Annotated in this window: 17 protein-coding genes and 1 tRNA gene; 3 read left to right on the forward strand and 15 right to left on the reverse strand. The window is 49.5% G+C overall.

All coding sequences use genetic code 11. The annotated features are described in order from the left end of the window. The 12 genes from P9L94_18360 to P9L94_18415 all read right to left on the reverse strand — a co-directional run bounded on the left by P9L94_18360 (position 1) and on the right by P9L94_18415 (position 12830). Entirely contained in the window at positions 1–2853 is a 2853-nt protein-coding gene (locus P9L94_18360; protein MDP8246053.1) for a LamG-like jellyroll fold domain-containing protein, read from the reverse strand. A 15-nt stretch (positions 2854–2868) separates the two neighbouring features. Then, positions 2869–4263, reverse strand: coding sequence for a PQQ-binding-like beta-propeller repeat protein (locus tag P9L94_18365; GenBank protein MDP8246054.1), 1395 nt, complete (start codon positions 4261–4263; stop codon positions 2869–2871). Positions 4264–4284: 21 nt separating this feature from the next. After that, entirely contained in the window at positions 4285–4944 is a 660-nt protein-coding gene (locus tag P9L94_18370) for an ABC transporter ATP-binding protein (GenBank protein ID MDP8246055.1), read from the reverse strand. Beyond that, entirely contained in the window at positions 4941–6089 is a 1149-nt protein-coding gene (locus tag P9L94_18375; protein MDP8246056.1) for an FtsX-like permease family protein, read from the reverse strand. Before P9L94_18375 ends, P9L94_18370 begins: the two co-directional genes overlap by 4 nt. Next, entirely contained in the window at positions 6086–7378 is a 1293-nt protein-coding gene (locus P9L94_18380) for a hypothetical protein (protein ID MDP8246057.1), read from the reverse strand. Before P9L94_18380 ends, P9L94_18375 begins: the two co-directional genes overlap by 4 nt. A gap of 1 nt (position 7379) precedes the next feature. Next, positions 7380–7772, reverse strand: a complete 393-nt coding sequence (locus P9L94_18385) for a sulfite exporter TauE/SafE family protein (GenBank protein ID MDP8246058.1) — start codon at positions 7770–7772, stop codon at positions 7380–7382. 26 nt (positions 7773–7798) lie between these two features. Continuing rightward, entirely contained in the window at positions 7799–8542 is a 744-nt protein-coding gene (locus P9L94_18390) for a HesA/MoeB/ThiF family protein (protein MDP8246059.1), read from the reverse strand. 22 nt (positions 8543–8564) lie between these two features. After that, the gene (locus P9L94_18395; protein MDP8246060.1) at positions 8565–8852 is read right to left on the reverse strand and encodes a MoaD/ThiS family protein; all 288 of its coding nucleotides are present in this window, start codon (positions 8850–8852) and stop codon (positions 8565–8567) included. Next, positions 8849–9547 (reverse strand): ATP-binding cassette domain-containing protein, encoded by a 699-nt coding sequence (locus P9L94_18400; protein ID MDP8246061.1) that lies wholly within the window; start codon positions 9545–9547, stop codon positions 8849–8851. The genes P9L94_18395 and P9L94_18400 overlap by 4 nt, the downstream gene beginning before the upstream one ends. A gap of 3 nt (positions 9548–9550) precedes the next feature. After that, positions 9551–10417: an ABC transporter permease gene (locus P9L94_18405; GenBank protein MDP8246062.1), complete on the reverse strand. Its 867-nt coding sequence runs from the start codon at positions 10415–10417 to the stop codon at positions 9551–9553. 7 nt (positions 10418–10424) lie between these two features. Further along, positions 10425–11879 (reverse strand): substrate-binding domain-containing protein, encoded by a 1455-nt coding sequence (locus P9L94_18410; GenBank protein MDP8246063.1) that lies wholly within the window; start codon positions 11877–11879, stop codon positions 10425–10427. A gap of 201 nt (positions 11880–12080) precedes the next feature. Then, positions 12081–12830 carry a hypothetical protein gene (locus P9L94_18415; protein MDP8246064.1) on the reverse strand — a complete coding sequence of 250 codons (750 nt, stop codon included), beginning with the start codon at positions 12828–12830 and terminating at the stop codon, positions 12081–12083. A gap of 121 nt (positions 12831–12951) precedes the next feature. Between P9L94_18415 and P9L94_18420 the strand changes: the two genes are divergently transcribed. After that, complete coding sequence (locus P9L94_18420) at positions 12952–14385, forward strand: sulfatase (protein ID MDP8246065.1); 1434 nt, start codon at positions 12952–12954, stop codon at positions 14383–14385. Here P9L94_18420 and P9L94_18425 read toward each other — a convergent pair. The 3 genes from P9L94_18425 to amrS are packed head-to-tail and all read right to left on the reverse strand — an operon-like array spanning position 14382 to position 18161. Continuing rightward, on the reverse strand, positions 14382–14840 hold the full coding sequence (locus tag P9L94_18425; GenBank protein MDP8246066.1) for a GNAT family N-acetyltransferase: 459 nt from the start codon (positions 14838–14840) through the stop codon (positions 14382–14384). The two genes, P9L94_18420 and P9L94_18425, sit on opposite strands and share 4 nt — an antisense overlap. Before the next feature lie 28 nt (positions 14841–14868). Then, on the reverse strand, positions 14869–17094 hold the full coding sequence (locus tag P9L94_18430; protein ID MDP8246067.1) for an ATP-binding protein: 2226 nt from the start codon (positions 17092–17094) through the stop codon (positions 14869–14871). Continuing rightward, on the reverse strand, positions 17091–18161 hold the full coding sequence (gene amrS / locus P9L94_18435; GenBank protein MDP8246068.1) for an AmmeMemoRadiSam system radical SAM enzyme: 1071 nt from the start codon (positions 18159–18161) through the stop codon (positions 17091–17093). Before amrS ends, P9L94_18430 begins: the two co-directional genes overlap by 4 nt. Before the next feature lie 134 nt (positions 18162–18295). Here amrS and P9L94_18440 point away from each other — a divergent pair. Beyond that, positions 18296–18380: transfer RNA gene (locus P9L94_18440), tRNA-Leu, on the forward strand. A gap of 25 nt (positions 18381–18405) precedes the next feature. Continuing rightward, complete coding sequence (locus P9L94_18445) at positions 18406–19683, forward strand: hypothetical protein (GenBank protein MDP8246069.1); 1278 nt, start codon at positions 18406–18408, stop codon at positions 19681–19683. Positions 19684–19802: the final 119 nt, after the last annotated feature.

Raw genomic sequence — 19802 nt, forward strand, 5'->3', positions numbered from 1 at the left:
TTAGCGCATGTCTTCATTCAGGTTCGCCACGGGAATATACGCCATCGACGTTTGAATCGGGTGCGTACAGAAGCAGCCCGCGCTGCTTTCCGGCGCAAGCATCATGCCCCCGGCGGGGATAACGCCCAGCCAACATCCGGGGCGGACGCCAATGAAGTGGGTGCGGATATTTTTTTCAATGTCCCACATGCCATGGTAAAAATCACGGTAAAACAGTGCGCCCGCGCTGGCGGTGATGGTGCCGCATTTGTTGCGTTCGGGCATGACCACGTCATATTCTTTTCCCGAACGCAGGTCAAACACTTTGGGTTCCGCATAAACCGTATTGCCGACGATGACCGGGCGCTGCATGGCGCCGCCGTGGTGATTGCGGTACCACTTGTATTCGCTGTCCCATAACTTATCGCCATTGACCGCGTCGAATCCATAGATTTGATATTTGTCCGTCGTGCTGACGACGACCAGCGTATCCTTTGCATAGGCCATATAGAAAACCCAACGGCCTTCGCTGAACTCGTGGCTGCGCTCCCAAATGGGGTCGCCCGTCTCTAATGAGAGGGTTACGATATATCGGTCAGTGAGCGTCAAATTGGGGAGCCGCCCCGCCACTGAATTTTTGGCGCCTTCGCTGCGGCTTTCGACCCAATAGATGCGGTTATCGCCAAAGCATATCGTCGGATTGATCGCCGCTGCGGTCTCATGCAGCCAGACAGTTTCGCCGGATGATGCGTCAAATGCAAAAATCGCGTCGCTGATGACTTTGTCAGACTCATGGTTGCTGGCGTCGTACCACTCGCCGTCGGCGCCGATATAGGTCCCGCCTTTTTTGACCAGGCTGCCTAAAAGCAAGCCGTTATTGATGCCTAAATATCCCCATTCATACTCAAAGTTGTTGTCCAACTTGGGAAGGCGTAATACGTCTTCAAGCGCTCCTGTCTGCGCGTTGATTTTCCAGCAATCATCTTTCACAACCACAAAAACATAGTCTGAATTCACAACCATATTGCCGGAATCGCGGGGGACGTTTGCGCGGCGTAAATCAGGAATCTCGACCGTCCATAACATCGTCCCGTTATAGGCGTCGATAGAAAAGATGCGGCGGTCTCCTTGGACAAACAGTCTGCCATTCGCGAACAAAGGTCCTTGAGGACGGGTGCCGCGATCAACCATCGGACGTGGGCCCGGTTTGCCGAACCAGGAGACGCGCATCGGGTTGCTTTGGTTGAGGTCGAGGCTGCATGCGGTGTTTCCACCGTTGGCGTACATGTGGGTCCATTCGCCGCCGCCCGGTAAAGCGCTGCGCTGAATAACCGCCCATACGCCGGATTCATGATGGATTTGGCCTTCGGGACTTCCGGTTGATTTCAGCCAATCGCTTAGCTTTTGTTCCGTCAGTTCCCCAGATTGGATCGTATCCGCTTCAACTTGGCCAATGACAGCCAGGCCGCCGTAAGGGCGCAACACTCGATAGGTTTCTTTCGCGTTAAACGGCAAGCGGCCCGTCCGAAACGCTGTATCGGAAACGATGAGGTTGGCGAAGAAACTTGTGTAGGGCAGCGAATCATACGACGCTTGGCTGACGGTTGCGCGTACGCCGTATAAACCGGCTTTGTCTAAATTCTGGCGGGATGCTTGTACATTTTTGGGGTCGTCATCCACAACGAGAATTTGCATGTCGCTGCGTTTGGCGATTTCATACGCCATGCGTCCGTCTTCGCTTCCCAAGACGAGACAGTATCCGACGTCGGCGCCATATTCTTCAAGAACGCGGTTGACGAAGCCATCGTAGTAAACCGTCCATTCATCATCGCCGTATGGGTCGTCAATGAGAGGATAAGCGGGATTTGAAAAGTCAAAGGTTGAGTCAAATTCAAACAGACGGGTGGTGCGTTCACCGTCGAGGTAGATGCGATAGTAATAGAGTTTTTCCATTTCCAGATTTGGGATGACGACCTGATGTTTGGTCTTCGGCGCTATGTCATCATATTGAGTATCAATTGGGAACGTCCGCCCAAAGCGCACAATAGACGGCATGGGTTTTTCGGTTTCCCATTGAATTGCGACATGCTCTGGATCAAGGCGGGTCAAATATGGGCCGACGCTTATGTCAACGACTTTTGGAGTCTGCTGAGATTTTTTTGCATAATTCGCTTGCACTTGCTCCTGGCTCAATGCGGTGGAGTAAATTTTCACTTCATTCATCCAACCGCGCCAGCGGAAATTTTCATCATTACTGATCCAGGCGCCCAACACAAACGGCGCGTTGTCTGGGTACAGGATGGGGCCTTGGGGCGCGTCGGATTGCGCAACCAATTCGCCGTTCACATACAAAAACTGTTTGTCGCCATCATAGACGCCGACGACGTGATACCAGCGCCCCCACTCCAAACTGGTCAATGCGCGCACTTCGCTGAATTTTCCATTGCCGTCATCCGTGCCTTCAGTGGATACGGCGAAATGAAAATTCGACTGCTTGAATCCGAGCAGAAATCCCTGCTCTGCTCCGCCTTGGCTTTGGAAGCAACTGACCAACCCGCCCCACTCGACGGTCTTCTCAATCCCCGCCCAAACCTCAACCGTGATCGCGTTTTTGGGCATGGCGTCTTTCACGTACTTCACATCTATGCGGGTATCATCGCGGTCGATCAATAACGATTGCATCTCTTCCGTCTTGCGAATGACGACTTCGCCTGTAATGGTCGCATCATGGCCATTGGACGCATCGCGGACGGCGGTGTTTTTGATGCCATTTTCGTTAAATTGCCAATCGGCAAATACGTTGTCATCTGCCTGCGTTGGAAGGGCGCAAAGCAGTAAAAGGCTAAAAAAAAGATTGATTGTATTTTGACGCATCAGGTTTCTCCTGGATTACTTTTCTTCCGATTGGCTATTGAACGCGTAGACGAGGCCCTTGTCAGTGCTGACCAGCAAACGTCCGTCTGCGACAGCGATTTCGAGTGCGCGCCCGTCTACTTCTTGCGACCAGACTTCAGAGCCGTCTTTGGCGCTGAACGCCGCAACGCTGCCTGAGCCGCCCGCAAATAACAAATCTCCCGCAAGGATGAGCGAGTAGGGATACTTGCATTCTTTTTTCCACAACATGCATTCTTCGAGTTCTTTTGGAATTTGACCCAGGCGAATCATGGTTGATTCTAAATCGCCTTTGATTTTGAGGCCTTCTTCACCGCCGAGGTCGCGGCCCAATTTTTTCATCTTTGCCGTCAGTTCTTTTTTTTGTTGTTCAAGTTCGCGGCGTTCGGCTAGCAATTGCGTATGCCTTTGTCGGTCAATCGCGCTCATTTCTGTATCGGTATGTAAAAACGTCCGCTCCGGCGTGACCACCATGTGGTTGCCGCTGAATGATGCAACTTGGTCGCTGCTTTCAGACTCTTCCGCGAATGCGTCGAGTTCTCCGGTTTTTCCTGGGCCGTAAACCAGCATGTCGCCTGTCAAAAGAGCGAAGGAGCCGCCGGAGCCGCCGAGCGAATACATATAGTCTCCCGACTTCCGGTCAAAGACGGCTGGCGTTCCGCGACCTGTGGGGACGTACAATTTATTGTCAGAAGCCAGCAGATAGCCTTGCGGCGGGATGTTTTCGACTTTTTTCGTCCAAACTTCATCGCCGTTTTCTGCATTGTGCGCGGTGACATAAACGCCTTCGACAGGAAATAATCCCGCGCAGAAATACGCCTCGCCGTTATCGACCAATACGCCGGAGCGCACCGGCCACAGCGACATCATGCGGTTATGGCCGGAGACGCGGAAATCAAGCGAGGAGGGCTTCTTTTTCCAAATCAATTCGCCGTTGTCCGCATTCAAGCAATAGGCGTTGCCGTCGTCTGAGCCAACGTAGAGTTTTCCGTTTTCATAACTCGGCGCGAGACGGACCGGGGCGTCGGTGAAAAACGACCAGAGTTCCTCTCCGCTGTTGGCGTCGATGCAATAGACCTTGTCGTCAGCTGAGGAACCGTAAAACACCTTGCCGTCAGCGGCGACGATGTGATAGGCCCAATCAAAAATGACGCGCGGTTTCAGGTTGTCGACTTTGTGCCAGCCGTCGCGCCGGGCGGGGCCGGGCCACGCGGGCTTGGGAGCGTGTTTGGCTTGGTGCAGCCACTCAAGCGAGAGCGGCGCCTGCAAGGCTTCCGACGTTACGCCGCTGCGGGAGTTATCTTTCCGGTAGGTCGGCCAATCTTCCGCCTGTACGGAAATAAATTGGACAGCGATTGCAAATAATGTAATAGCTAAGAACCGTCTTTTCATTACTCGCCTCAAATCGAAAATTTATTCATCAGAGATGCATCCATCACGAAGATAGATTGTACGGTTTGCGTAGTTGTCTCCCAGATGTCCATGCGTAACCAAGACGACGGAGCCGCCTTGATCGCGATAGTCTGCGAGAGAAGATAAAATTTGCGCTGCATTGTCCGGGTCGAGATTACCAGTCGGCTCATCCGCCAAAATCACGCTGGGATTCCGCAAGAGCGCCCGCGCAATGGCGGTGCGCTGCCGTTCGCCCGCGCTCAATTCTGACGGGCGATGCGTAAGCCGGTCGCCTAGCCCCATTTTCTCTAAAATTTCTTTTGCCCGGTTCGGGGCGACTTTGGCGCCGCCTGTCCCCAATGGAAGCAGGACGTTTTCCAGCACATTCAAATAACCAACTAAGTGAAACATCTGAAACACAAAGCCGATATTTTCCGCGCGAAATTTTGCGCGTCCACTCTGGTTCATGCTGTATAAATCCGTCTCGCCGATAGTAACGGAGCCTTGGCTCGGGCGTAACATGCCGCCCAGCGCGAATAGCAACGTCGTCTTGCCGCTGCCGCTTGGCCCGCGCACGGTGACAAATTCGCCCTTATGAATCGCCATCGAGACGTCGCGCAATGCGTGTACGGCGCCATGTTTGGTTTGGTAGAGTTTACTGATGGAGGTAGTTTTTATCATAGGTCTTGCCGTAACACGTCAGCAGGGTCTTGTGATACCGCGACCATCGCTGGAATAAAACTGGATATCGCCGCAAAAGCGGGCGTGAGTATTAGCGACCAATAAAGAATCGCCGTCTGCGGCTTGATCGACTTTGCCGTTGCTTCAAACAGCGTCGGCCCGACCTGCAGCGCCAGCCAGGTTCCAAATAAATATCCGACGATAGAACCGGCGAGTCCGATGAATATTGCTTTGCCTAAGAAGAGCGCGGCGATTTTACCAGAGCCATAACCGAGAGCGCGCAACACGCCGATTTCTTCGCGACGGTCGCGCGTGTTTAACATTGCCAGAGCGCCGATCCATAAGCCGCAGGCAATTACCACAATGGGCATGATCCAGGCGAAGTAGCCATCCAGCATCGCGCGTTGGCGCTGGCGGGCTTCGGCGATGGGGCGAATTTGAAACAACATGACTTCGGGAAATTTTTCGGCGACTTGCTCGCGCAGCAATGTTAGTGGATCAACCCCGGGAATGCGGCAGTAACAATCCAGCGCTTTAATTTCGTTGATTTGTTTTTCGAGCCCCACAATTTTTTGTGCGTCACTCAAGTGGGTATAAATATAAATATCTTCTTCATTGCCCGTTTCAGGCAAGGCGAAAGCAACCGTCAACTTGTTTCCGTTTACTTCGATTTCATCGCCTTTTTTAAGATCGTTTATTTGCGCCAGCGCGTAGCCGATGTAGGCCGTTCCCGGTTCGATTTCAAAAATCATAGAAGGTTTTTTTTTGTCGGCGGGCGTAACCTCTGTTGCGATGCCGTTGAGGATTACTTCCCGCCCCTGCCATTCGATGCGTTGTTTGAGGGTTGCCAGCAAATGGGTGAAATATAAATTTTTGTGTTCTGAAAACCAAACCGCCGTCTCTTCGGGCAACGTGTATTTGGAATACCCTCTCGCCCAAAAATCCGCCATGTCTGTATCTTTGTGGACAATGCGCAGGTTGTAGCCCATGTCGCGCATTAAGCGGATGGTTTCCGTTTGCGATGCTTTGCTGGTCGTGAAAAATGCGGAACACAACGCCACCGCTGCAACGACGGCAAGCAAACTCAAAAGGAAGTTAAATTTCCGGTAGCGGATTTCTTTGAAGATCAGCGCCAGCGGGCTCATACGTTTTTGCTCCTCGCCCAGATGATGATCGAAACGCCTGCGATTAGAGAAATAGAAGCAGCGATCAGGAGAAAATAAAATCCAATCCCTAACGTATAATAGGTTGTCTCCGTTTCAATCGGCGTCTGGACAGTGGTGTTGGCTGCCATGACGGATTCATCTAATTCTTGAGTGGCATTATTAGCGGCAATCAGTTGTTGCTCTGCGCCGATGTTTGAATCTTCTTCGACAACGCGGGGCGCGTCGGGCGGCTCGACGGGCGCGGCTTCAACGATCATTTCAGAATATCCCATAATCGGGTTCAGACTGACGTTTCGGGATGTCCCGGAACCGGCGTCAGCATTGCGTTGACCAATCGCCATAATCTGGCTGATTTCCGTTTTGACCAATGGGCTTTCTGCGTCAAAGCCGAGGTTCTTAATCACATGGTCTTGGCGGTCGGTATCCCACCGTAGAGGAAACTGGCGCCCCATCATCCATTCGCGGTCGAGTCCGCATTCGCATGACAAGCCGATGACGGACAAAATTTCGCCGACGGAAGATTTGGTGATGGCGTCTCCATACAGCACGTCGCCTAAGCAGCGTCCCCGGCCATATAAAATTGCGGCATGGGGTTGATTTAAATCATCCGGCTTCACGCCCAACGCCCAGAGCAACACGGGTTGGTTTTTCGCGTCTTCATACGCCAGTTGTTTTAAAACGGGAGGCTGTTTGATTTCTTTGGGCAGTGAATCCATGCGCGACGCGACATCATCGACGGCTTCTTTTGCTGCGGTGATCGCTGCTTTGTTTAATGCGTCGTCTTTTCCTTCGATGAGGAGCACAACACCGTATCGTTGGACGGAAGCGTCTAGGATTTCTTCGCGAAATTCGTTTGAGACGATGGATTCCATCAGGTCCCAGACCGCATCGCGAAAAGGCGCGCTCTCTGTCGGAATTGGCAGGTTGAGCGCTTTGCCGTCCGGTGAAACCAATACCGCCGCTGGGCGCGAATCAACTTTTAACTCATTCAAAAATCGCTTGACTTCGTGGTCAGGTGATTGGTCCAGATCGACCATTTCAATTTGCACATTGCTTTCCAGCAACGCGGCGAAGCCAATTTGCTCAAGCGCATCCTGTTGCTCTTTGGCGGTTGACTGGTTGTATACGATGAAGAGTTGATAGGGCGTTTGTCCAAAGTCAACAAATCCGACGTCGCGCACGTTAAAGCGGCACGCCCATGCGGGAAGCGCCAGGAGTGCTATTAGAGAAATTGCCCAAAGCGTTTTGGAATATTTAGATCGTTTCATATCACCCTCGGATCGAAGTCCACAGCATTCGGAACCCGACGATGACCAACAAGATGGAGAAACCGACTTGCAGTGCTTTATTTGAGGCTTTTGCTGCTATGGTTGCGCCGATATTGGCGCCGATAACGACCATCACGCTCAAGATGATGACCAGTCTCCAATCAATATAAATATCTGGATTAATATGATAGCGAATTGCGCCCATTAATGCCATTGGAACCATAATGCATAAGGCGACGCCTTGCGCTTCTTTTTGAGGCAACAACATGACCAGCGTAAGAAATGGGACGACGATAATTCCACTGCCGACGCCTAACATGGCGCTGAAGGTCCCCGCTGCCAACCCCAACAAGATGTAAATTGTAATGGTTGTGCTGGTTAACTCTACGGGCATTGTACGAATCCTTTGTTAGAATTGAATTATGAACAAACCGGGCATACAGGATTTCTAGAAATTTCGATCCGGCGAAAACGCATCGTACGTAAATCCATCGTTAATAATTTATTGTAGAGCGGTTCTCCAAAATCAGCGATGATCTTAATGGCTTCCATCGCGCCCAGGCAGCCGACGGTTCCAGAAACGGCGCCGAAGACGGGAAACTCACGCTTCCATTGATCGGGCTTTTCAGGGTGGAGACATTGCAGGCATGGCGTCTTGCCGGGCTGAATCGAAGTAATCTGCGCATCCAGGTCGAACATGGCGCATTCCACCAGTGGTTTGTTTTGTTGTACGGCCTGTTTGTTCATGGCGAAGCGCTCTTCAAACAACGGCGCGCAATCCACGATAAGGTCTACCTGAGAAATGATGCGCTCGGCATTGTCTTCGCTGATGTTTTCCTCTATTGCTTCAATTTCGATGTGAGGATTTAACTCATTCAAGCGGCGTTTGGCGGATTCAACTCTAGGCTTGCCCAACCAGTCGTAGGTCATTAGCAACTGGCGATTGAGGTCGCTGGGTTTGACGTTGCCTTTGTGGGCGAGCACCAACTTGCCAACGCCTGCGGCGGCGAGTTCATAGGCGACTACGCTGCCCAGGCCGCCCGCGCGGGAGATTAAAACCGTTGCGTTTTTTAGTGCGCGTTGACCTGGTTCGCCGAATCCGTCTACCCACATTTGCCATTCGTAGACGGCGTGGTCGATATCAGTTAAAGATTTTTGGTTCATGAAATATTGAACTCTCTCCAAATTATAAAAACGAGCCGCCGGAAATCGGCGATAGCAGCGCGGCAACGTCGCCGTCTTTTAACGCGACAGGCGCATCATGACGAATCTGCTTTTCATTCACAATGAACAACAGGCTTGGAAGCAATTGACCGGATGAATCCAAGGCGAATTTCGACATTGCGTCTGAGTGCCGTTGTTTTAATTGATGAATTAAATCCTGCGTGTTCGCTGATTCATCTAGTTCAATCTCGACCAAACTGGAACCGATGTTTTGTTTTAATTGCCCTGACAATTCGACGCTCACTTTCATGATGCGGCCCTTTCTGTCTCAGGAGAAATGGCGGATTTTGTCGGTTTTGCGCTGCGATGCGGGCGAGTCACAATTCCGTCTTCAATTCGTAAAATGATGTTCGCCAAAAAATAGGCTTCTTCACGGCTATGAGTAATGTGTAAAAAAGTCGCCTTCGTGTGGCGCTGGACGTCTTTCAATAATACGCACATCTCATCGCGCGTATCGTCGTCCAATGCGCTGAGTGGTTCATCTAAACAAAGAATTGGCGGGTTATACGCAAGCGCCCGTCCCAGCGCTGTTCGTTGGCGCTCTCCGCCTGACAAGCCGTGAATGGAACGTGAAAGCAGGTGAGTTATCCCCAGCAGTTCGCTCAATTCTTCGACGCGTTGTTTGATGATGTCTTGTGGGCGCTTTCGGATTTGCAGCGCAAAAGCGAGATGTTCGTAGACCGACATGGTGGAAAACAACGAACCGTCTTGCGGAACCAGCCCGATGCCGCGCATGGCGGGTTTTTCGTGAGTCACGTCGCGTCCCTGGATGGTGATTTTCCCGGATTGGACGGGCTTTAATCCACAGATGGCTTCAAGAATGGTCGTTTTACCGCAGCCGGTTTTTCCCATCAAGACGCCGTATTGTCCCTGCGGGATTTCAAACGAGACATCGTTAATCTGAAACTGACCGAGTTTCACGCACAGGTTTTCAACGCAGATCAATTCTCAAGCCACCCCTTGCTTAGAGTAGTCGAGTCCATAATAGCGAATGACGATAAGTAAGAGTACGGCGGCGGACACCATGATGATCGACACGCTCAGCGCCGCTTCGATGTTGCCGATGCTGAGTTCAAGAAAAACCGTCGTCGGCAGAACTTCGGTCTTGCCGCGGGTTGCGCCAGCAAAAATCAAGATCGGCCCAAATTCGCCCATCGCTCGCGCCCACGCCAACGTAAACGCGGTAAACATTCCACGCTTGGCTTCTGGTAATACCACCAGCGAGAACGCCTGCCAGCGGCTACAACCCAGCGTCAACGCCACTTCTTCCTGCCGGGGATTAATCGAATCAAACGTGCTGCGCATGGTGCGCACCGCAAACGCGCAGGCGACCGTAAATTGCGCCAGAATGACGCTGGGAATCGCATACGTAATTTGAAAAACATGGCTCTCAAACCATTTGATCGGCGGCGCTTGAAAGAGGATCAATAAACTCAGTCCGATGACCAGCGGCGGCAGAACAATGGGGATATCCAAAATCGCGTCGATGACGTTTTTTCCTGGAAATGAAACGCGCGACAATATATAACCAATTGGCGCCGCTACCCATAATGAGAGAATTGCTGAAATCGTAACCGATATCAGGCTTAACCGAATTGAATATTGAATGTATTCACTCTTAAGCGCTTCGATCAGATCGTACGGCGTTGTATACGATAAATCGGCCAGCAGCATGGCGGCGATCAGCAAAACATAGGCGCCAGCAATGATCCAAAGACAAATCCAAAATGGAATATCTAATAATTGCTGATACGACAAATGCGCTGCATCTTTTTCGTTAAGGCTTAAAGCCGATTGCGGTGTGTTTGGCTTCATTGCGTTCTTACATTTCTTGACCGGTTAAGGTTTTTACTTTGTCTTTCGTCCACTCGTCTTCTTCTTGATTATCGGTTGAACCGCCCAGCCATTCAAAACCGACGTTCTCAAAATTTTGGTGGTGTGCCCGAATAGAATCTAGCAGCCGGCTCAACAAATACTTATGACCGGAATAATCCGCTACGGCGTAGGGCTGGGTCGCATTTGCGAGTGGGTGGTCAATCTTAATGATATCTAATTTGTCTTTCGCGGGGTGCGCGTTAACTTCGTAGACGATACACGCATCAAGTGATCCGGTTTCTGTTTGGTTGACCAGAAATGGCCCGACCGGGACTTCGCTTTTTACATTCTTGCGAACGCCTTCGTAAACGCCTGCGTCTTTAAGCAAGCGCATGGTCAGGTAGCCCAACGCGCTTTGTTCTTCATTACATACGCCGATGCTGACGCCTTCATTGGTGAGATCATTTAAGGATTGAATATTTTTGGGATTGCCTTTTTGCACGGCGATGACGATATCAGTCTTCGCAAGTTTTGTGAAATCTAAAAATAAGTCGCCAACTTGTTTGACGAAACTCACGTCACATGCGAAATAGGCGTCGGGCCTTTGGCCTGCTTTCATCTGTGCAACCAGAATGCCGCAGCCGTTATAGACGGTATCAACTTCAACGCCTTCGCGTTCGGCGAATTTGTTGATGGTTTCGTCGATCGCGGGTTTATTGACGGTCCCGCTGAAGAAGACGATTTCTGGTTTTACCGCCCACGCATCGCCTTCAACTGCGCGATAGCCATGTTTGTTAAAGATGGTCAATCCTTTATCTTTCGCTGTCAGGTACCGCGCAAACCGTAAGGCGTCGGTTGGCATTTGGGTAGACGATAAGACGCCGATGGTGATTGTCATTTCACCGCGATCCAGCTCATCAACATGAACGCGTTCCAATTCTGGATATTGCGCAGCGACCGCGTCCCAAACCAGGCCCGCATCAACGGCGCCGAGTTTGACGTCATTGGCGACGTCATTCACTGTAGGTTTCATGACTTTGGCGCCGGATTCGATTTGCGCCCAATCACCGCTGGCTTCGAGAAGATTTTTGCAAGTGCGCCCAACGGAGGCTGCGTCAGGGTTCGCTAAGGAATACGAAACGTCGTCGCGCAACAGGTCTTCGATAGAATGAATGTTTTTGGGATTTCCCTTTTTGACGGCGATGATGGGCGTGATGTTCGCAATCGGAATCGTCTCTTGCAGCAAGCCGTCCTGCTTCGCGATATCAATATACGATTGGTCTGCTGCAAGATACAAGTCGCCCCGGTTGGCGATTTTAATATTGCTTAATAACGTACCAGAACCGCCGTACTGAATTTGAATTGGGACGCCGTATTCTTTTTCATAGGCCTCGCGTATCAATTCGACGGGAACTTTCATCCCTGCAGCGCAATAGAACTCAATCGCATCGCCTTCAGCCATATTACTTTTCGGTTTGGTTTCCCAAAATAAAAGAGCAATGAGAGCAATAAATACGAAAACAGAAATAAGAAATAGGTTTCGTGTTGAGTTCATTCTTATAATCCTTATATGTTGATACAAGTTATAAGGTAGCAATTGCTGTTGATTGTTTGAAAAGCATTTGGCAATAAAAGTGGTTGGAGAGATGGATTGAAATCGCAGTCACTTTCGCCGTCTTTGCCATGCTGCATTTGAAATGAGTAAATATCCTAGCACCCATGCAATGTTGATCCAGTGGTAAGTGAGTTCCGCGCCAAGCAAGGTTTGAAATTGCGCGAACGGGTTTGCCAAACAGAGCAAACCGAACCCCAGTGAGAAGACGTAGATGGGCGACGAGAAAGAATAGGCGCGTTGTTTTTGATGATAAAAAAAGATACGAATACAAAACAGAAACCCTAAGATATCAAATAGGTTTAGAAGCGTGTGAACGGCCCGTTCGTACGCCGGATCGCCCCACAGACCAAACGCGGGAACCATAACGCATATTGCGGTAAAGAAAAACATAAAAACGGTCGCAATCGTTGCGGACGATTGCCCCGTATCGCTTGGCGTTTCTGGATCGGATAACGCTATTTGGCCCCAGCGCCATAACCCCCAGACAATGAATGCGTGTGCGATCAACAACAATACATCATCTGCAATTTTCCAGGCAAACGGGCGCTGAAGCAGCAGCGTAATTGCGATGGCTGAGCAATGGGCCAAAAACGCAATGAAAATACCGCGAGCGAACCAGCGCCAAACGGGAGGCTCATCTTGGATGGGTTTAAAAACAATTAGTGCGCACGCCGCGAGACCATTGGCGCCAGTAATCATCAAAGTGGCATACCACTCCATACGGAGTTCAGAAAAAGGGCGCAGCAAGTAAATTACGCTATCAATGAATAGGTATACGAGAATGCCTGCAAGCGGCATGTTGATACTCCTTTTGTAATCATACTATGAGTATTGTTGGATGAATCCGGGTTGAATGTAAGCCTTGAAATTACGATGCGCTTATTTGATGATGAATAGCGGAATTTGATCCTGGGAGCTAATGATGAAATCTATGAACCAGACTTCACGACGCGATTTTTTATCTTATTCAGCCGCTGCATTGTCATCCGCTGCGCTTTCGCCGATTTCCTATGCGGCAGAAAAAAAACTAAACGTCGTGGTGATTCTCGTTGATGATTACGGCTGGACGGACGCCGCTTGCACGGGAAGCGCCCTCTTCGAAACGCCCAACATCGACGCGCTTGCGAGCCAGGGGATGCGCTTCACCAATGGATACGCGGCATGTACGGTTTGCTCGCCGACCCGCGCCAGCATCCTGACGGGAAAATACCCTGCGCGGTTGCATCTGACCGACTGGATCGCCGGACATAAAAAACCGTGGGCGAAACTCAAGGTTCCCGATTTCAATCTTCAACTGCCCCATGATGAAGTCACAATCGCCGAGGCGCTCAAGCCGCATGGCTATACCAGCGCCAGCATTGGGAAATGGCACTTGGGCGGCGAAAAATTTTATCCCGAATCGCAGGGCTTTGACTTAAATATCGCGGGCACCCATCGCGGTCAGCCGCCGCGCTATTTTGCTCCATACAAAATTCCCACTTTAGAAGAAGGCCCTGACGGTGAATATCTGACAGACCGCATGGCGCAGGAAGCGGTTCAGTTTATTGAATCAAATAAAGACAATCCGTTTTTCTTATATTTGCCGTTGTTTGCTGTGCACACGCCGATTCAGGGAAAGAAAAATTATACCGATAAGTATAAAGAAAATATCAAACCCTGGTCTGACCAGCGCGACCCGCAATACGCGGCGATGGTCAACAGCGTTGATGACGCCGTCGGTTCCGTCTTGCAAACGCTCGACCGATTAAACTTGACTGATGATACCTTAGTTATCTTCACTGGCGACAATGGCGGCTTGGTTCCCAAAACCAATAATTCGCCCCTGCGTATGGGCAAAGGCTCGCCGTATGAAGGCGGGACGCGCGTCCCGTTAATGATTCGCTGGCCGGGCAAGGTGCGGGCTGGCTCCGTGACGGACGTCCCCGCGATTAGCGCGGACTTTTTCCCAACGGTAATGAGTGCGCTCGACATTGATTCGCCAGTGAAAGAAAACATCGACGGTGTGGATTTGCTTCCGGTTTTGACTGAGTCAGGAAGCGTAAACCGCGAGGCGCTTTATTGGCATTATCCGCATTATCATCCTGGCGGCTCAACCCCGTATGGCGCCATCCGTAAAGGCGATTGGAAATTGCTCGAATTTTTTGAAGATGGACGACTTGAATTATACAATTTGAAAAATGATTTGAGTGAAAAATTCAATCTGGCAAATTTGAACATTCAAAAGCGCGATGAATTGCATCAGCAATTAGTCGAATGGCGCCAGAGCGTCAATGCGCAGATGCCAACATCGAACCCAAACTACAAGCCCGAATGGGCAAACGACCACATCAACAAGCATAAAGATACAAACTAGGCGTTTGCATGAAAGGTTTTCTTCATTTTAAAATGCGGCCCGACGCCGGAGATGAGAAACTCGTCTGAACATACGAGCCAGCCTTGTTTTTGATAGAACCCAACCGCGCCAGTTCGGGCGTTGCACCAGAATTGGCGGATCTCTGATTCTGAAGCAACATAGTTTTCTGAGAATTTCAATAATTCACGCCCAACGCCCGACCCGCGATCATTTGGATGCGTCGCCATGCCGCGTAATTGCCAAGCGGGGGCTTCGTCAATTTCCGAAAGCATCCAACTCAAGCAGCAGATATTGCTTTGTTCGATGAATGCGCCGAAATGTCGCGTGTTCGCGCCATGGTCTCCGTCGAATTCAGGAGACGTGCGGTCTGTTCCAATGATTAAAACATCGCGGCGCAATTGAATGATTTCTTCTACAGCAGCAAGCCTCAAAGAAGCGCTTTGTTGATGGACCATGATAGATTTTTCAGAATGCGTGTTCATTTTATGAAATTATGTTGCCCGCAGATTCATTCTCTTGTTGGGAATAAAATGGAAGAATAATACGGAACAAACTGCCTTCCCCATGAATGCTTTCCACTTCGACGCGGCCTCCGTGGCTGGAGATGATTTGATGAACCAGTGAGAGGCCGAGGCCGGTGCCTGTGTCTTTGGACGTATAGAACGGATCAAAAATGCGGTCGATCTGTTCAGGAGAGATACCGCTTCCCTGGTCTTTGATCTCAACCGCCGCTGTGTTTCCGTCCCAGCGTTTGATGTGAATTTGAATGGCCCCGCCGTCTGGCATCGCTTGTTGCGCATTTAAAATTAAATTCAAAAACGCTTCCTTACATAGAGCCGGGTCAATGGCAATCGGCGGCAAGTCAGGCTCTACGATTGTTTCAAATGAATAAACGGCGCCCTCATCATTTGGCTCTGTATACGCATTAATTTGCGCGGCCAAATCATGGGCGCTAACGGCGTCAATCACCGGCTCCGGCGGTCTTGCAAACATCAAAAAGTCATTCACGACGCGTGACAGGCGGTTCACTTCTTCGATGATGAATGTGGTCAGTCCTTCTTCAGCCGCCTGGTCGCCGAAGCGCTTATTCAGCAATTGCGCCGAGCCGCGGATGATGCCAAGCGGATTGCGTATTTCATGCGCGACGCCCGCCGACATGCGTCCTAAAGAGGCGAGGCGGTCTTGGCGGCGGACTTGTTCTTCCAGTTTGCGAATTTCAGAAAGATCGTGGAAGGTTACCACCAGTCCAGTCGGTTCCCCGTTTTCTAACATAGGCAGAGCGCTCACTTGTAATGGCAACACCGTCTCGTCATCAACCGCACAAGTGATCTCGCGCTCAAAAATGGATGAGCCAGTTGTCAGCGCCCGCTTGATGAAATCCGTAAACGCAGGGGCTTGGATGACGTCAAGGACTTTTGTTCCTGACGGGTTCTCCAGGCCGAACACGTTGCATCCTGCCGGGTTGATCAAACGAATAAAGCCTTCTTGGTCGACGCTCATGACGCCGGTTGAAATGCCGGACAAAACGTTTTCAAGAAACCGTTGCGTTTGCGCCAATTCACGGTTGCTGGTTTCCAACTGATTGGTGTTTTCGTTCAGTGCGCCGATTTGTTCTTGGATGCGTTCCGCCATGATGTTGAACGCTGAACTCATGATGCGCTGTTCTTCCGTCCCGCGCTCTTCTATGCGGACGTCAAAATTTCCCTGCGCCATCGCGTGAGACGCCGACGCCATGCGGTGCAGCGGCGCCGCAATCGACCGCGCGATGATGGTTGCGATAATCAGGATGACTAATAGCGTGATGCCAAAACTAATCTGCGTCGCGGGGTAAGAAAAAATCCAAACGGCGACCACTGGCCGCGAGTGAACAAAAAACGCTGTTGCTTGCCCATTTTGATTGACAATCGGAAGCAATATCACGTGAGACTCTGCGCCGTTATTGATAAAAGGCAATTGGACGGATTTTAATTCAACGGATTTAAAATCTAATTCGCCGCCGAAATCAAACATCTTTTCCATCGCGTCTTCCGGCAGGTGGTCTTGAAATAGCGATGGGCGCGCATTGATGATTTCTAATGGACTGTTGTTGAGGTACTGGGCTTTTTTTTCAGAAAAGACTTCAGAATCTTTGTCATCAATGTTCTTGATAAAGAGCAACGTTTTTACCACTACCACGCCGACTATTTCCATATTGTCGCGGTGTGTGCCGTAACTTAATTTGCCGGCAATCCATTGATAGACTTTATTATCTTCTTCAATGAAGCGCTTTTCTTCAAAAAGAGGCTGAATTTCATTTTCGTATTCTTTGAGTGTTTTGACGGATAAATCTTCGCGTTCAAGGTTAAAATAATTTTTGGCGGAATCGGTTTGAAGGTCCCACAAAATATTATTATAGACGTTAATCTCCGCTTGGACGGTCGCGCTTGTTGGATACTCGGCGGTCTTCATCATCTGCGGAATTGAAGTTCGGGTCCTGAAGGTATTATTGATCAGATATTGAATCGACGTGTTAAGAACCGTGCGTTGAATTCTGTTTTGAAACTCGCTGTGTTCCCAAGTCAGTTTGTTGATTTCCACTTGCAGGTCATTGTGGCGTTCTTCTTCTTTCGCCAGATTGAAACTGTAATAGGGGATGATCGCCACTGGAATCATCGCCAGAAGCGCGACAACAAAAAAAGCAAATACCAATCGAGTTCGAAGCCGTCTCATCCTGCGTTCCAAACACCGGGGATTTCTGCATTGCATGAATAACAGCAGCCGTTGACGACTCTGTTTTGATGGACGATAAACCCAGTTCGTTCAATCAGCAATGTCTCGCAGGAGGGACAATAGGTATTTTCCCATTCCGAACATTGACCAGAGAGGTTTCCGATGTACACAAATTGCAACCCTTCTTCTTTACCTATATGGGCGGCGCGCAACAGCGTTTGGGCTTGCGTGCGGCCCATCCCCTGCATTTTGTAATCTTCATGGAAGGCGGTGACGTGCCAGGGGATGGTGGGCGATACGCTTGCGACAAAACGGGCGATGTCGCGCAGCTCGTTTTCCGAATCATTGAATCCAGGAACAACCAACGTCACAATTTCTACCCAAAATTTTGATGCGTACAATAACTGAATGGTGTCCAATACTGCTTGAAGCGTTCCGCCCAAGTTGCGATAATTCTTATCGCGAAAACTCTTCAAATCAACTTTATAAAAATCCGTCCAGGGTTTGAGGTATTCGACCACTTCGGGCGTTCCGTTTCCGTTTGAGACGAATGACGTATGCAAACCGTGTTGCTTCGCTAGACGAAAAATCTCGACCGCCCATTCGGCTGTAATCAGTGGTTCGTTATAGGTGCTGGTGACCGTGCGCGCGCCGGAACGAAGCGCCATTTCAACAAAGCGTTCTGGCGAGACGGGTTCAAAGCGTCCTGAAGCGCTTGGATCGCGCAAGGTTTGCGAGGTCAGCCAATTCTGGCAATAACCGCAATGCAGGTCGCAGCCCAACATGCCAAAACTCATGGCGTCGCTTCCTGGCAGTGCGTGAAAGAAGGGTTTCTTCTCAATGGGGTCGCATTGAATGCCTGCGACATACCCGTGAGGGACCATCAAGCGTCCATTTTTATTGAATCGCACCTTACAAACGCCGGGGCGGCCATCTGGAATCAGGCAGCGGTGTCCGCAGGCGAAGCAGCGCAACTTTTCTCCATCAAGACGTTCATAGAGTTCGCCTTCTTGGGTCAATTGCGACAGTTGATGATGCAAAGTTTGGAGACTTTCGGATTTTTGCATAGCGGATACCCTGTCAGATTCTGTTCGGTGAATAGTATACTGGAAAATCCCACAGGAGTGCTTGGAAAAGACTCAGCGATCAGGCTTTACCGTCATGCAAACTGATGTAGAGTATACCGTGTTTTGACGCAGATGCCGGAGTGGTGGAATTTGGTAGACGCGCTAGGTTCAGGACCTAGTGTCCTTCGGGACGTGGGGGTTCGAGTCCCCCCTCCGGCACTTACTTAAATTGCGCGGCGACTCTATGAACCGCCCTACCCCAATTAATCCATATCAACTTTGTCTTTTCACTGCGGCCGTTGTTATTTTGACGTTGTCCTATCGGCGGTTTTTTACAAGTAATATTGACATGCTAGCCTTGAGCGTGCATGACGATTCATTTTACTATCTCCTACCTGCTTTTAATTTCTCACGTTATGGCTTTTTCACGTTTGACGGCATTCACCCCACCTATGGCTTTCAACCACTATACGCGATTGCCCTTGCAGCGATAAATTGTTGCGTGGGGTCTTTACATAATTTATTACGATGCGCCCTTTTTTTTAACGCAGTTATATTTGTAAGTACAAGTTTTTTGCTTTATTCCTCTCTAAAAAAAGCACTGCACGACAAACCCGAATGGATACAAAACATTGCTGGCATCTTTGGCGCGCTCTGTTTTTTAATGAATGTCCCTGTGTTTTTGTCATTCATTACAGTCAAAGAAAACGCACTGGCTTGTTTTCTTTTAGCAATAATAGTTGATATTTTTTTTCAAATTAAAGAGAATACTAGCAAGAGGTTGATTGCCCTCCCCTTGTTATTTGGAACCTTCTCCGGGCTCTTATTACTGACTCGGCTGCTTCCTTCGACTGTGTTTATACTGTTTGTTTTATTCTTCTCATTACGTCGTTGGTCTCAATTGAATATTTATGCAATTGCAGGACTCCTTACGCCTGTTTTTGCTTGGGGCGCCTATGCATATTATTCGTTTGGGCGCTTAATACCTACATCGTCATCAATTAAAGCGGGTTTTTTAACCGTGTTTGCTCAGACGCCCGAAGCGGGGTGGGCAACCTCTCCGTTGTTGGTTCCGTTTGAATATTTGTATCAAGCCGCGCGCTTCTCGGTTGGCATTCCATCAAAATTTCATTATATATTGCAGCCGAATGGTTGGATTCTCGACGGTGCACCAACAACTCTTGGTTTCCATACCATTTTTATGTGCGTAGGTCTTTTTAGTGTTTTAATTGCAGCCGGTTCATGGAAAAAATTACATACTGGTGACTTGCTTATTCCACTTCTTCTTTTTCCTTCTGCGTTGGGGTTATTCATAACGCCATTTTTAATTAAAGCAAAGGATTTGTATTATTTCACCTGGTATATCTATGACCAACCCTATTTATTACCGTTTACTTTTGCTTTAGCATTTGCATTATTATTGCAAAATATTACACCGCATTACCCTAGAATAACCCAAAATATAATTGCTTATTATAAGAATTTCTCTTTATATTTTTCTGTTTTGTTCGTTCTTTTGTAACAGTTTAGCCGTTTGAAGAGATTTGGGTTGTTTCCTCTTTACAACTCACTCTATTTTAGCTTCCCTGATTCTGTATTCATTTGATAGCGTCACTTGATAATCGGGTTGAAGGATCATGT

Origin of the sequence: Candidatus Hinthialibacter antarcticus, assembly GCA_030765645.1 — a bacterium.
Lineage (GTDB): Bacteria > Hinthialibacterota > Hinthialibacteria > Hinthialibacterales > Hinthialibacteraceae > Hinthialibacter > Hinthialibacter antarcticus.

Bases quoted from the DNA above. Each gene is read 5' to 3' on its own strand.
- P9L94_18360 (MDP8246053.1), bottom strand. From the start codon at position 2,853: ATGCGTCAAAATACAATCAATCTTTTTTTTAGCCTTTTACTGCTTTGC.
- P9L94_18365 (MDP8246054.1), bottom strand. From the start codon at position 4,263: ATGAAAAGACGGTTCTTAGCTATTACATTATTTGCAATCGCTGTCCAA.
- P9L94_18370 (MDP8246055.1), bottom strand. From the start codon at position 4,944: ATGATAAAAACTACCTCCATCAGTAAACTCTACCAAACCAAACATGGC.
- P9L94_18375 (MDP8246056.1), bottom strand. From the start codon at position 6,089: ATGAGCCCGCTGGCGCTGATCTTCAAAGAAATCCGCTACCGGAAATTT.
- P9L94_18380 (MDP8246057.1), bottom strand. From the start codon at position 7,378: ATGAAACGATCTAAATATTCCAAAACGCTTTGGGCAATTTCTCTAATA.
- P9L94_18385 (MDP8246058.1), bottom strand. From the start codon at position 7,772: ATGCCCGTAGAGTTAACCAGCACAACCATTACAATTTACATCTTGTTG.
- P9L94_18390 (MDP8246059.1), bottom strand. From the start codon at position 8,542: ATGAACCAAAAATCTTTAACTGATATCGACCACGCCGTCTACGAATGG.
- P9L94_18395 (MDP8246060.1), bottom strand. From the start codon at position 8,852: ATGAAAGTGAGCGTCGAATTGTCAGGGCAATTAAAACAAAACATCGGT.
- P9L94_18405 (MDP8246062.1), bottom strand. From the start codon at position 10,417: ATGAAGCCAAACACACCGCAATCGGCTTTAAGCCTTAACGAAAAAGAT.
- P9L94_18410 (MDP8246063.1), bottom strand. From the start codon at position 11,879: ATGGCTGAAGGCGATGCGATTGAGTTCTATTGCGCTGCAGGGATGAAA.
- P9L94_18415 (MDP8246064.1), bottom strand. From the start codon at position 12,830: ATGCCGCTTGCAGGCATTCTCGTATACCTATTCATTGATAGCGTAATT.
- P9L94_18420 (MDP8246065.1), top strand. From the start codon at position 12,952: ATGATGAAATCTATGAACCAGACTTCACGACGCGATTTTTTATCTTAT.
- P9L94_18425 (MDP8246066.1), bottom strand. From the start codon at position 14,840: ATGGTCCATCAACAAAGCGCTTCTTTGAGGCTTGCTGCTGTAGAAGAA.
- P9L94_18430 (MDP8246067.1), bottom strand. From the start codon at position 17,094: ATGAGACGGCTTCGAACTCGATTGGTATTTGCTTTTTTTGTTGTCGCG.
- amrS (MDP8246068.1), bottom strand. From the start codon at position 18,161: ATGCAAAAATCCGAAAGTCTCCAAACTTTGCATCATCAACTGTCGCAA.
- P9L94_18445 (MDP8246069.1), top strand. From the start codon at position 18,406: ATGAACCGCCCTACCCCAATTAATCCATATCAACTTTGTCTTTTCACT.